This window comes from Arthrobacter sp. GCM10027362, from assembly GCF_042679445.1.
GTDB lineage: Bacteria > Actinomycetota > Actinomycetes > Actinomycetales > Micrococcaceae > Crystallibacter.
This window is the reverse complement of the sequence record NZ_JBHTML010000122.1, coordinates 1-12,990: the sequence shown is the minus strand read 5'-3', so window position 1 is coordinate 12,990 and position 12,990 is coordinate 1. Positions and strand designations below refer to the sequence as shown.

Below are 12,990 nucleotides of genomic sequence, written 5' to 3'. Positions count from 1 at the left end.
GTCGCAGCCGTACACCGCGGACCAGCGGTCCCGGTCGGGGGCCAGCCGGTCTGACCGCAGGCCAATGATCCCCGGGCCGCGGCCCGGGCCGGTGACCAACACCGGCGCCAGGGCCGTCAGCAGTGCCTGGGCCCGCGCGCCGCTGATCCCGCAGGACGCGGCCGCCGTCTCGAGTTCGGCCCGGTCCAGGCCCCGGCGCAGCCGGTCGATGAAGGCCAGATCCGCTGTGTCCGTGCCGTCGAGCAGGATGCCGCCGGGGCCGAGCCCCAGCTGGATGGATCCCGAAGCCCGGGCCAGGACGCGCAGTCCGGGGTTGATCCGCAGGTGTGACACAGTTTCCTCCGCCCGAATCCTCGCGCTCTGCCGCCAAGGTCCATGCTGGCACGCCGGCGCTGCCGGGGCAGGGGTTATCCACAGATGCGGCCGCCGCTGCCGGGTCGGCGTGCATGGGGTCCGGGCGCCGCGGTAACGTCGAGGGCATGCGGCGAGGACAGGACCCGGCAGCTGCCGGGATTGGCGAGCAACCGGTCACCACCAGGGACGGCGCCCCGGTAGTGGTCAAACGGTCAAACCGCCGACGCCGCACGGTCTCGGCGGCCTGGCGCGACGGGGCGGCGGTGATTTCGATCCCCGGGCATTTCACCAGGACCCAGGAACTGCTCTGGGTCCGGCGGATGCTGGAGAAGCTCGAGGAGCGGCCGGCCGGGACCGGCAGGACGCGCAGCGATGAGGAGCTGCTGCGCCGCGCCCGGGAACTCTCCGGGCGCTTCCTGGGCGGACGGGCGCAGCCTGCCGGCATCCGCTGGGTGTCCAACCAGAACGGACGCTGGGGATCGGCCACGCCGGCCCGGGGGACGATCAGGATCTCGGACAAGATCGACGGCATGCCGGTGTGGGTGGTGGACTATGTGATCCTGCACGAGCTGGCACATTTGCTGGAAGCCGGGCACGGGCCCGGGTTCTGGCAGCTGCTGTCGGGCTATCCGCACCTGGACCGGGCGAAGGCCTTCCTTGAAGGGGCGGCCTATGCGATGGGACGCGGGCTCGGCGACGACCCGCTGGACGGGGACCGGCGTGCAGACCCAATGGACGCACCCGAGCCGGCCCCTGCCCGCTGACCGGGGCATCCGCCTCGGGAGCAACCCCAGGGGAGCGGCAGGGGTCCCGGTGCGGGGAGGCTGCGAACGCTAGCGGCCTTCGCGGTCCGGTCCGCCGTCGTCCGTCTCCGGCGTGTCGCCCTGCGCGCCGCCTTGCGGGCCCGGGCCGGACTCCGTCTCGTCGAAGCCGCCGGCCAGCAGTTTCTGCAGGGCTTCGTCAACCTCGGCATCCTTGGCCTCGACCTGCCGGCGCCGCTTGGAGAAGCCGGCCGGATCGTCCAGGTCCTCCGGAGTGGGCAGCAGGTCCGGGTGCTGCCAAATCGCATCCCGGCCGGCAATGCCGCGCTCCTCGCCGAGTGCCGCCCACAGCGCCGCGGCCTCGCGCAGCCGGCGCGGCCGCAGCTCCAGGCCCACCAGCGCCGCGAAGGCATGTTCGGCGGGACCGCCGGTGGCGCGCCGGCGGCGGACCATCTCGCGCAATGCCCCTGCCGAAGGCAGGTTGGTGGTCGCGGCGGCGGTCAGCTCGTCCACCCAGCCTTCCACCAGGGCCAGCACCGTTTCCAGCTGGGCCAGCGCCGCATCCTGCGCGGGCGTGCGGGCGGGCATGAAGACGCCTTGGGACAAGGCCTCCTGCAGCGACTGGGGATTGGTCGGGTCGATCTCCCGGGCGGCCTCCTCGATCCGGGACATGTCGATGTGGATGCCGCGGGCGTAGCCTTCGATCGCACCAAGCAGATGCGCGCCCAACCACGGCACATGGGTGAACAGCCGGGCATGGCAGGCTTCGCGCACCGCGAGGAAGAGCAGCACATCCTGGGCGGGAACGTTCAGGCCCTCGCCGAAGGCCTTCACGTTCGCCGGCAACAGCGCCATCTTCCCCGGGGCCAGCGGAATGCCGATGTCCGTGGAGCTGACCACTTCCTTGGACAGGGCACCCACGGCCTGGCCCAGCTGCATGCCGAACAGGGCCCCGCCCATGTTCTGCAGCATGGAGCGGGCCCCGCCCATCATCTGCTTCATTTCCTCCGGAACCTGCTCGGTGAGGGCCGAGGTCAGGGCGAACGCGACGCTGTTGGCCACCGGCTCCGTCATCCGCTTCCAGGTGGGCAGGGTGGCCTCGACCCACTCGGCGCGGGCCCAGGCCTTGCCAAGCAGCCCGGTGGCGGCGAAGTCCGTGACCGGATCCAGCCAGAGCTCGGCCAGCCGCAGCGCTTCGTCCACCTCGCGGGCCTCGGCGGCGCCGACCGAGGGGTCCCCGTCCGCGGCCGCGGCGCGGCGGGCGTTTTCGTGGGCCAGCTTCCAGTTGACCGGGCCCTCGTTGCCCGCGCTCATCATCGCCTGGACCTGCTGGAACATCTGGGCGAGCATGTTCGGATCCGCCGGCAGGCCGGCGGCCTTGGCGATTTCGGCCGGATCCATGCCGGCGCCCTGGCCGCCGAACAGCTTGGCGAACATTTCGGACAGCGGATCCTGCTGGTCGCCGTCGTCGTTCGGTCGGTTGGAAGTCATCTGTACCACCGCTTCTTGTGGAGGTTGTCTGCGGGTATAGCTCCACGTTACCGGCAGTAAATCCGGATTGTCGCCGCCGCCGGTCTTCGTTCGCTCTGGGCGTCGGCCCCCGGCAGGGCACCTGCCGTTCCCAGCGTCCGCCCAGCACGACGGCGTAGGCTGGTTGCTGCGCCGCCAGCGGTCGGTGCGGTCGGCAGCGTACGTCACGGATGCTGCCGCTCCGTCAAATGCAGGGAAAATACAAGGAAGAGGAAGCCCGCGTGGTCCAGTCCACCGCCCATGAGGAACGCCCGGCCTCCGCGCGCCGCGCCGGCCGGCGTCAGCTGGCGCTCATCGGCTCGGGCGTCGCCGCGGGCCTGCTGGGCCTGGCCGCGCTGGCGCTGCCGGCACCGTATGTCGTGGAGTCCCCGGGGCCGACGTTCAACACCATCGGCAAGCTGCGGAACCGGCCGCTGATCGAGGTTCCCGGCCAGCGGACCTACCCCGCCACCGGGGCGCTGGACCTGACCACCGTCTACGTCAGTGGCGGCCCGAACGCTCCGGTCACCATCTTCGAGGTGCTGGCCGGCTGGCTGGACCCGGCGCGGAGTGTTTCGCCCGAGGAGCTCGTCTATCCGCCGGGAACCACCGGACAGCAGATCAACGAGGAAAACACCGCGGCCATGGCGTCCTCGCAGGAGTCCTCGGTGGCCGCGGCCCTCGGCTACCTGGGCGTGGACTACGGCCAGAAGCTGTCCGTGGCCGGGTTTACGGACGATTCGGTGTCCAAGGGCGTGCTCAAGGTCGGCGACGCCATCGAGACCGTCAACGGCAAGGCCGTGACGGACATCGAGGTCCTGCGCGGCGCGCTCAATGCCAGCGGCGGCAATAGCGTGGCCCTGGGCGTGCGGCGGGACGGGGCACGGGTTACGGAAAAGATCGCGCCGAAGGCCAACGGCCAAGGCATGTACCAGCTCGGTGTGGCGCTGGACATCAGCTATACGTTTCCCTACAAGGTCAAGATCCAGCTGGAGGACGTCGGCGGACCGAGTGCCGGGATGATGTTTGCCCTGGGCATCGTCGACAAGCTCACCGCCGGACCGATGACCGGCGGAAAGCACTTCGCCGGAACCGGCACCATCGACGCCAGCGGCGATGTCGGGCCGATTGGCGGCATCGCGCAGAAGATGCTCGGCGCATCCGAGAACGGGGCCACGGTTTTCCTGGCCCCGGCGGAAAACTGCGGCGAGGTCGCCGGGCACGTCCCGGACGGATTGCAGGTGGTGAAGGTTTCTACCCTGAAGGACGCCGTGCACGCCGTGACGCTCATCGGGCAGGGCAAGGACGCATCGGCGCTGCCCAGCTGCAGCTGAGCTGTCAACCGGGATCCGGTCACAATCGGGATACAGTTCCGCCGGTTCCGGGCGGCCTGCTGGCTGGGGCCGGAGCCACAGGGCAGAATGGCAGAAGGCGGAACCTCTGTGGCTGCTGGATCGTGGTTTAAGCGGGGGACTCCCGGGCACAGGCCTGGGATCCGTCGCGAGTTAAACACCCAGACGATGAGGTAACGAGTGACCTTCGGACCAGACCGGCCCTATGCCGAGCGGCCAACGCCGCCGACCAAACTTCGACGGAAGCGCTCCGCCTTGGTGCCCACCCTGATTGTGGTGGCCGTGCTGGTGATCGGCTTTGTCTTTTTCTCCCAGGTGTACGCGGACATTCTCTGGTACAGCCAGCTCGGCTTCCTGGAGGTGTTCCTGAAGGAGAACGGCACCAGGATAGCGATCTTCCTGGTCGCATTCGTGATCATGTCCGTGTCCGTGTACCTGAGCCTGCGGATCGCCTACCGTTCCCGGCCGGTATATGCGCCCGACAGCTCGCTGCAGGAGAATCTGAACCGCTACCAGGCGCAGCTGGAGCCGGTCCGGAAGCTGCTCATGATCGGCATCCCGGTTGTGCTCGGCGGCTTCGCCGGCACCGCAGCCGCCTCTGCCTGGAAGACGGTGCTGCTGTTCTTCAACCAGGAACCGTTCGGCACCGCCGATCCGCAGTTCGGGCTGGACTACAGCTTCTATCTCAATACCTTGCCATTCATCGGTTTCATTAACGGCTTCCTGGTCAGCGTCGTACTGATTGCCGGCATTGCCGGACTGCTCACGCATTATCTGTACGGCGGAATCCGGCTGGAGGAAAAGGGCCTGTTCGCCTCGACGGCGGCTCGGATCCACATCGCCGTGTTCGCCGCCCTGTTCCTGGTCCTGCAGGGCATCAACTACTGGCTTGACCGGTACAGCACCCTGCAGTCGACCTCGGGCAAGTGGGCCGGCGCCCTGTACACGGACGTCAACGCGGTCATTCCAACTAAGGCGATTCTCGCGGTGGCTGCCATTATCGTGGCCATTCTGTTCATCGTGGCCGCGGTCATGGGTCGCTGGCGGCTGCCGCTGGTGGGGACCGCAATGCTGGTCATCACGGCCATCCTGGCCGGCGGGGTGTACCCCTGGGTGGTCCAGCGCTTCCAGGTCACCCCGTCCGAGCTGAGCCTCGAGCGCGAATACATCGAGCGCAACATCGCCCTGACCCGCCAGGCCTACGGCCTGACGAATACGGAAGTCACCCCGTACAACGCCACCGTGACCGCGGAGGCCGGGGCGCTGCGCTCCGACGCCGAGACCACCGCCAACATCCGCCTGCTCGACCCGAACCTCGTTTCCGACGCGTTCGGCCAGCTCGAGCAGTTCCGCCAGTACTACCAGTTCGCTCCGACGCTCAACGTGGACCGCTACAACGTGGACGGCGATGTCCAGGACACCGTCATTGCCGTCCGCGAGCTGAACACCGCAGGCGTGCCTTCGGGCTGGGTCAACGAACATGTGCTGTTCACCCACGGCTACGGCGTGGTCGCCGCCGCGGGCTCCAGGGTCCAGGCTGACGGCAAGCCCTCCTTCATGCTTTCGGGCATTCCCTCCAAGGGTGTGCTGGGCAATGACAAGAGCTACGAGCCGCGCATCTACTTCGGCGAATTCTCGCCGGATTACTCCATCGTGGGCGCCCCGGAGGGCGCGGACCCGGTGGAAATCGACCGGCCGCAGAGCGAAAATTCGGACACCGAGGCGCGCAACACCTTCACCGGCAACGGCGGGCCCAATGTCGGCAACTGGTTCAACCGGCTGGTCTACGCGCTGAAGTTCCAGTCCACGGACCTGATGCTTTCGGATGCCGTCAACCGGGAATCCCAGATCCTCTATGACCGCAACCCGCGCGAGCGCGTCGAGAAGCTCGCCCCCTACCTGACCATCGACGGCAACGCCTACCCGGCGATCATCGACGGCCGGGTCAAGTGGATCGTGGACGGCTACACCACCAGCCAGCACTTCCCGTACTCCACCCCGCAGCAGCTGGCCTCCGCCACCGCGGATTCGCTGACCGCCGGGGGCCGCACGGTGGCGCTGCCGCCGCAGGAAGTGAACTACATCCGCAATGCGGTCAAGGCCACCGTGGATGCCTACGACGGTTCCGTCACCCTCTATGCCTGGGATGATCAGGATCCGCTACTGAAGGCCTGGCAGAAGGTCTTCCCGACCACGCTCAAGCCGTACCGCGAGATGTCCGCCGACCTGATGGCCCACGTGCGCTATCCCGAGGACCTGTTCAAGGTCCAGCGGGAGCTGCTCGGCCGCTATCACGTGACCAGTGTTGACCGCTTCTACTCGAATTCGGACGCCTGGAGCGTTCCCACGGATCCGACCTTGGGGGCCAAGACCACGGTCAAGCAGCCGCCGTACTACCTGTCGCTGAAGATGCCCGGGCAGGACAGCGCGTCCTTCTCCTTGACCACGCCGTTCATTCCGTTTACGGCCGACGGAGAGGAGCCGCGCAACGTGCTCTACGGCTTCCTCTCCGCCGAGGCCGATGCAGGCACCGGCAAGGATGGGGTGAAGTCCCCTGACTATGGCAAGTTGCGGCTGCTGGAACTGCCCCGCTCCGTGACCGTCCCGGGCCCCGGACAGGCACAGAACCTGTTCAACTCGGACACCACCGTCTCCCAGGCGCTCAACCTGCTGCGCCAGGGCGCCTCGGAAGTGATCAACGGCAACCTGCTCAGCCTGCCCGTGGGCGGGGGCATGCTGTACGTGCAGCCGGTCTACGTGCAGTCTTCCGGTGCCTCGTCCTACCCAACCCTGCGCCGGGTCCTGGTCAGCTTCGGCGAGAAGGTGGGCTTTGCGCCCACCCTGTCCGAGGCGCTGGACCAGGTCTTCCAAGGCAACTCCGGGGCGACCACCGGGGACGAGGGCAATGTCGGGCAGACCCCGGAAACCCCGCCCCAGGAGGTAACCGCGCAGGAGAAACTGCAGGCCGCACTGCAGGCCGCCCGCGCAGCCATCGAGGAAGGCAATGCGGCGCTGGGCAAGGGCGACTTCGCCGCCTACGGCACGGCACAGCAGAAGCTGCAGAAGGCACTCCAGGATGCCATCAACGCCGAGTCCGAGATCACCGGTGCCGCCCCGTCCACGGGCGGCAGCACGCCGTCGCCCACGCCCACCCCGACGTCGGGCGGCTGACGCTGCCGATTTGCATCCGTTTCCCGCGGCCGGTAGAGTTACATGAGTCGCCGCGGGGTGGAGCAGTTCGGTAGCTCGCTGGGCTCATAACCCAGAGGTCAGAGGTTCAAATCCTCTCCCCGCAACGAGGAAACAGGCAGGGCGGGCCCGGTATGATACCGGGCCCGCCCTGCCTTTGTGTGCACCCGCGTGCCGGGTGTCCGTCCGCGGCGGGACACCCGGCGCGCCGGCTTCTACTGGCCGGATTCCAGGGACGCCGGCGACGGCGCGTTGCCGGCCTTGAGGGCCGCCAGGCGGGCCTCGACTTCCGTCTGTTCGCCAAGGTCCTCCAGGCTCTCGAACTGGGCGTCCAGGCTGGAGGCGGCCAGTTCGTTGGCTCCGCGGACCTTTGCCTCCTCGCGGCGGACCTTCTCCTCGAAGCGGCTGACTTCGCTGGTCGGATCGAGGATGTCGATGCTCTTGATCGCGTCGTGGACCTGCAGCTGCGCCTGGGCCGTTTTGGCGCGGGCGATCAGTTCGTCGCGCTTGCTCTGCAGCTCATTGAGCTTGGACTTCATCTGGTTCAGGCCGGTCTTGAGCTTTTCCACGATCTCGGTTTGCGAGGCAATGGTCGGTTCCGCGCCCTTGGCCTCGTTTTCGGCGGCGATCTGCCGCTGGATCGCGACCTTGGCCAGGTTGTCGAACTTTTCGGCATCCGCGGTATTGCCGGCAGTCCGGTATTTGTCCGCCTGGCGGCTGGCTGCCAATGCCTTGTTGCCCCAGTCCCTGGCGGTGGCCAGGTCTTCGTTGTAGTCATCCTGGAGCATCCGCAGGTTGCCGATGGTCTGGGCGACGGCGCTCTCGGCTTCGGCGATGTTGTTGCTGTAGTCGCGGACCATTTGGTCCAGCATCTTCTGCGGATCTTCCGCCTGGTCCAGCAGCGCGTTGATGTTGGCCTTGGCCAGCTGTGCGATGCGGCCGAAAATAGACTGCTTTACCACGATATTGCCCTTCCTTCTGCCTACCAATGGAAACCAATGAAACCAATGGACAACTGTGTCCCGGCCGGCGCCGGCCGAAGGACAGCACCGGCTGCCTAGAAGTTGCCGCCGGCACCTCCGCTGTCGCCGAAGCCGCCGAAACCGCCGCCATCACCGCCGAAGCCGCCGAAACCGCCGCCGCCGAAGATGCCCCCGCCTCCGCCGCCGTGGTGGCCGCCGTGCAGGATCGAATCGATCAGGATGCCCCCCAGGATCGCGCCGCCCAGGCCCCCGCCTCCGCGGCCTCCGCCACCGAAGCCGCCGAAACCTCCCATGCCGCTGAAGTCGTCGACGTCCTGCTGCGCCAGCCGGCTGGCCTGCTCGGCCAGGGCATTGGCCTGGTTGGCGTAATTGAGGGCCTGTTCCGGATCCGAGTCGGCCATCGCGATGGCCTGGTCCAGGTGGCGTTCGGCCTCGGCCAGCCGGGTGCGGGCCTGGCTGCCGACGCCGCCGCGCCGGGCCCTGATGTAGTCCGAGGTGCCGGAAATCTGGGCTTGGGCGGACATGATCGCGTGCTGCAGCGCCTCCCGGGCACGGCGTGCGCGTTCCTGCTGGTCCCGGATGCCTGCCAAGGCGCCGTCCAGCTGCCCCTGGGCGGATTCCAGCCGCTGCATGACGGCCAGGGGATCGATCCGGCCGCCGGCCATCGCCTGCTTGACGTTGGCCAACGCGGCCTCCACCGCGGCGGCCGGTCCGGCCAGTTCGGGATGCCGGCCGCCGTGGAGCAGTGCCCTGGCTTGGGCGAGGTCCTGGGCGGAGTCGGCAACCGCGGACTCCATGGCCTGCCGGGCGGTGGCCAGATCCTTGGCGGTCCTGCCGATGGCATCGAGCAGGACATCGGCCTGGTGGACGCCTTCCTCCGCGGCGCGGATGGCGACGACGGCGCCGCTGCGGTCCGCGGCGTCAAGCTTTTCCTGCGCGGTCCGGGCAGCGTTTTCCGCGAAGGCCAACCGCTCCTGCGCCTGGCTGACGTTGTCCGCGATGTGGGCCAGCGCCGAATCCGCGTAGCCGGAGCGCAGTCGCTCCAGCAGGTCCGTGCCCTCCTGGAGCCGGCCCCGCGCGGTGCCGGCGGCGGCCCGGACCGCTGCCAGTGCCTCCGGCGCAGTCGATTCGAGTTTGCGCAGCGCGTCGAAGTCCGCCTTGTGCCGCTCCAAGGTGGCATTGACGGCTTCGCACCGGCGGATAATGTCACCCAGCCAGGCGCGCTGCTGCTGCTCGGTGTCCGGGATATGGTCATCCAGCTGCTGCTGCAACTTGAAGGATTCGCTCATGTGGAGCTTGGCGGCGTCGATATCCTCGCGGAAGGGCAGCACGGCCGCCTCCCCGTACTGGGCCAGCGCAAAGCCAAACTCCTGCTCGCTGGACTTGATGGCGTCATCCGCGGCAACCAGCAGGCTTGAGGCTTTCCGGCGCAGCTGCTCGATGCTCATGGCATCGTTGGGATCCCGGGGCTGTCCGCCCTCCGGCCTGCCCGGTACGTTGGCGCCCCGGCGGCTGCGGCGGTTGCGTACGTAAAGGTAGGTGCCCACCCCGCCGGCCGCGACGACGCCGCCGACCAGCAGCACCGGAACCAGGGAGCCGGACGAACCGCCGGACCTGACCGAACCGCTGCCGCCGGAGGCCGCGTCCTTGACGGCAGCGACGGCGTCCAAGCCGGCCTGCGCCCAGTCGCTGCGGCCCAGGGCCGGGACGACCGATTGGAAGATGGCCTGCTCCTTTCCCGCGAGCGGGCCCCCCTGGCCGGACTGGAAGTGTGCGGCGCGCTGGTCCACGGCGATGGCCAGGATGCTGTCCGAGCTGCCCAGGCCCTTCTTGTCGGCTGTCTCGACCACCCACTGGCGGGCATTCCCCGGATCCGTGAAGGTGTCCACGTAGATGATGTACAGCCCCAGGCCGCGTTCCTGCTGCAGGTTGCGGACCGCGTCCTCCACTTCGCCGGCCCTGTTGCCCAGCACTCCGGCGCGGTCCACTACGAACTGGCCGGGCGGAATGGTCACCGGGGGCTCGGCCCGGGCGGCCACCGGAACGGTCAGCAGGACCGCCAGCAGCCCGGCCGCTGCCAGGAACCGTACGGCCAGCTGAACCGCCGGGCGCACTGCGAGGGGACGGGGCAGTAATCGCATAAGCAACCCTTCGGCAGCGATCCGGCCCGCGGCGGGCCGGATGGTCGTTGTGCGGATGCCGGCGCCGGACGCGCCTGCATCCGGTTTTGATTCTATGGGGCGGTACTGGGGGCGTCCACAGAGGGGCTTCCGGCAAGCTCCCAGTTTTCTTCCAGCAAATGTATGAAGTTGTCACAGGTGCGGCGGGCATAGTGGACTTAGTTCGATGAAAGGAATCAGTATGAGCGAGAACCCGCAGGATCCCGGAGACCGGCCGGTCCCGCCGCAGCCGCAGAATCCGCCGTCCACCCCGCCCGCAGCAGCGCCGGCGCCCGGACCGGCGCCGGATCCCAACGCCACCCGGTCCATCGGCCCGGAGCAGAACCGGACCCAGCCGGTCGGCCAGATCCCTGCCCAGCACGGCAGCTGGCGCCATGCGGACGCTCCGGCACAGGGTGTGCCACAGGGTTCTGCGCACCCCGCTTCCGAAACTTCCACGCCCGGCTACGGCCAGCCCGCCCCCGGGGCTGCCTTCCACACCATTGGTACAGGGCAGGCCTCCGGCCCCGGCTTGGCCTACCAGCAGGCCAAGCCGGCCACCAGGAAGCGCTTCGGTACCGGCACGCTGGTGGCCGGTATGCTGCTGGCCGGGCTTGCCGGCGGAGGCGTCGCCGTCGGAACCCAGGCCCTGGCGGACGGTTCCGGCGCGGTCATCGCGCCCACCACACAGTCCGGCCAACTGATCGTCAACAATACGGATTCAGTCAACGAGATCACCGCTGCGGCTGCCAAGGCCTCGCCGAGCGTGGTGACCATCTCGGTCACCGGCGGCAGCAGCGGCGGTTCCGGTTCGGGAATCATCCTGGACGGCGAGGGGCACATCCTCACCAACACCCATGTGGTGACCCTGGGCGGCACCGTAGCCAAGCCCTCGGTGGAGGTGCGCACCCAGGACGGCCAGGTCCACAAGGCCACCATCGTCGGCACGGATCCGCTCTCGGACCTGGCCGTAATCAAGATCAACGCCAGCCGGCTGACCCCGGTGGCATTCGCGGATTCGGACAAGCTGAACGTCGGCGATACCGCCATTGCCATCGGTTCACCGCTGGGGCTGAGCGGTACCGTGACGGACGGCATCATTTCCACCCTGAACCGGACGATCAGCGTCTCGTCCTCGGCGGTTCCGGAGAATTCCGGGGACAGCAGCCGGGGCAACCCCAATGACCAATTCAACTTCCAGTTCCCAGGCCAGGAAGAGCGTCAGTCCGGCAGCCAGGGCAGCATCTACCTGAATGTCATGCAGACGGATGCGGCGATCAACCATGGCAACTCCGGCGGGGCACTGGTCAATACCGCCGGCGAGTTGATCGGGGTCAACGTGGCCATCGCCTCCTCCAGCGAAGACAGCGGCAGCATCGGCGTCGGCTTCGCCATCCCGAGCAATTACGCCCACCGGGTGGCGCAGGAATTGATCGCCGACGGCAAGGCCAGCCACGGCTACCTCGGCGTCACCGTCACGGCCAAGGCGGCGGAGGATTCCTCGCAATTCTCCGTCGGGGCAGCGGTGGCCGAAGTGGTCTCCGGCTCCCCGGCGGCAGACGCAGGGATCCGCAAGGGCGACGTGATTACCGCCGTGGAAAACCGGCCCATCGAAGACAGCCAGTCCCTGACCGCCGCCATCCGCGAGCATACCAGCGGCTCCAAGGTGACGGTCACGCTCCTGCGTGACGGCAGCCAGCGCAACGTGGAAGTCACGCTGGGGGAGACGCCCGCCAGCTAACCGCACTGCCCGCTTGGAAAGGCATCAGGCGGGGCGGTGCCAGCTAACCGCCCTGCCCCGCCTGAGGCCCGGTTGCGTTGTGTTGCTGCCTTCCTTCGCCAATACGCCAGGGTCCAAATAATCAGCAAACTTGCCTAGTCACAGCCACGTGGGTGTGGCATCGTTAGTTTCATGCTCGGGACACGCTCCTGTGCAGGGCGTCATCCCCGAACGGTCCCAACAAGCCATGGAGGACTCCGGTGGACAACAAGGCGAAGGTTACGGGATTAGTGCTGGCTGGGTACCTGCTCGGCCGGACGAAGAAACTGAAGCTGGCGCTCACTGTCGCCGGTGCCCTCGGTGGCAAGCAACTGATGAACAACAAGGATGAGCTTGCCGCACAGGTGACCAAGCTCGTGCAGTCCTCACCGGAGGCAAGGCGGCTGGTAGAGCAGGTTTCCGGCAGGCTCGTGGAAGCAGCGAAGGGGGCCGCCATTGCCGGCGCCTCCAAGCGCATTGAATCCGTCAGCAACACTTTGCAAAGCCGCGCGGAGCGGTTGAACGCGATGCAGCAGGGCGTGGGCGAGGCCGCGGGCAGGACCGCGGAAGCAGGCATGGCGGCGGCGGGTGCAGCCGGGACGGGAGCCGGTGCCGTCGGTGCCGGGGCGGGCAGGGGACTGCGGTCCGTCACCCATCCCTTTAAGAGCCGCGCTGAGCGGCGGCAGGCCGTCGAGGATACGGAGAGCGCCGGGACTTCGCCCGAGGAGGAAGCCGGACAGGAAGAAACCCCTGCCGCGGCCGGCCGGGAAGAAACCGAAGAGCGGCCCGAAGGCGAGGCCCCCGAGGAAGAATACGCCGAGGAAGAGCGGCCCGAGGGCGGGGCCGCCGAGGAGGAGCGGCCCGAGGGCGGGGCCGCCGAGGAGGAGCGGCCCGAGGGCGGGGCCGCCGAGGAGGAGCGGCCCG

At 68.3% G+C, this 12,990-nt stretch carries 9 protein-coding genes and 1 tRNA gene; 6 read left to right on the top strand and 4 right to left on the bottom strand.

What is annotated here, in order from left to right:
• Positions 1-333: hypothetical protein (locus ACFQ36_RS15600; RefSeq protein ID WP_377015163.1), on the bottom strand; the 333-nt coding region annotated here is incomplete at its 3' end.
• 146 nt (positions 334-479) lie between these two features.
• Here ACFQ36_RS15600 and ACFQ36_RS15595 point away from each other — a divergent pair.
• Positions 480-1,118: a M48 family metallopeptidase gene (locus ACFQ36_RS15595; protein ID WP_377015161.1), complete on the top strand. Its 639-nt coding sequence runs from the start codon at positions 480-482 to the stop codon at positions 1,116-1,118.
• Between the two features lie 69 nt (positions 1,119-1,187).
• Here ACFQ36_RS15595 and ACFQ36_RS15590 read toward each other — a convergent pair whose 3' ends face one another.
• On the bottom strand, positions 1,188-2,606 hold the full coding sequence (locus tag ACFQ36_RS15590) for a zinc-dependent metalloprotease (protein ID WP_377015160.1): 1,419 nt from the start codon (positions 2,604-2,606) through the stop codon (positions 1,188-1,190).
• A 260-nt stretch (positions 2,607-2,866) separates the two neighbouring features.
• Here ACFQ36_RS15590 and ACFQ36_RS15585 point away from each other — a divergent pair, with 260 nt between their 5' ends.
• From ACFQ36_RS15585 to ACFQ36_RS15575, 3 genes are all read left to right on the top strand, one after another.
• The gene (locus ACFQ36_RS15585) at positions 2,867-3,958 is read left to right on the top strand and encodes a PDZ domain-containing protein (protein ID WP_377015158.1); all 1,092 of its coding nucleotides are present in this window, start codon (positions 2,867-2,869) and stop codon (positions 3,956-3,958) included.
• A gap of 276 nt (positions 3,959-4,234) precedes the next feature.
• Positions 4,235-7,147, top strand: coding sequence for a UPF0182 family protein (locus tag ACFQ36_RS15580; protein WP_377015156.1), 2,913 nt, complete (start codon positions 4,235-4,237; stop codon positions 7,145-7,147).
• A 51-nt stretch (positions 7,148-7,198) separates the two neighbouring features.
• Positions 7,199-7,272: transfer RNA gene (locus ACFQ36_RS15575), tRNA-Met, on the top strand.
• Positions 7,273-7,380: 108 nt separating this feature from the next.
• Here the strand turns inward: ACFQ36_RS15575 and ACFQ36_RS15570 are convergent.
• Entirely contained in the window at positions 7,381-8,127 is a 747-nt protein-coding gene (locus ACFQ36_RS15570; RefSeq protein WP_377015154.1) for a PspA/IM30 family protein, read from the bottom strand.
• Between the two features lie 95 nt (positions 8,128-8,222).
• Complete coding sequence (locus ACFQ36_RS15565; RefSeq protein WP_377015152.1) at positions 8,223-10,289, bottom strand: TPM domain-containing protein; 2,067 nt, start codon at positions 10,287-10,289, stop codon at positions 8,223-8,225.
• Between the two features lie 220 nt (positions 10,290-10,509).
• Here ACFQ36_RS15565 and ACFQ36_RS15560 point away from each other — a divergent pair, with 220 nt between their 5' ends.
• Both ACFQ36_RS15560 and ACFQ36_RS15555 read left to right on the top strand, forming a co-directional pair.
• On the top strand, positions 10,510-12,048 hold the full coding sequence (locus tag ACFQ36_RS15560; RefSeq protein WP_377015150.1) for a S1C family serine protease: 1,539 nt from the start codon (positions 10,510-10,512) through the stop codon (positions 12,046-12,048).
• 239 nt (positions 12,049-12,287) lie between these two features.
• Positions 12,288-12,990: hypothetical protein (locus tag ACFQ36_RS15555; protein WP_377015148.1), on the top strand; the 703-nt coding region annotated here is incomplete at its 3' end.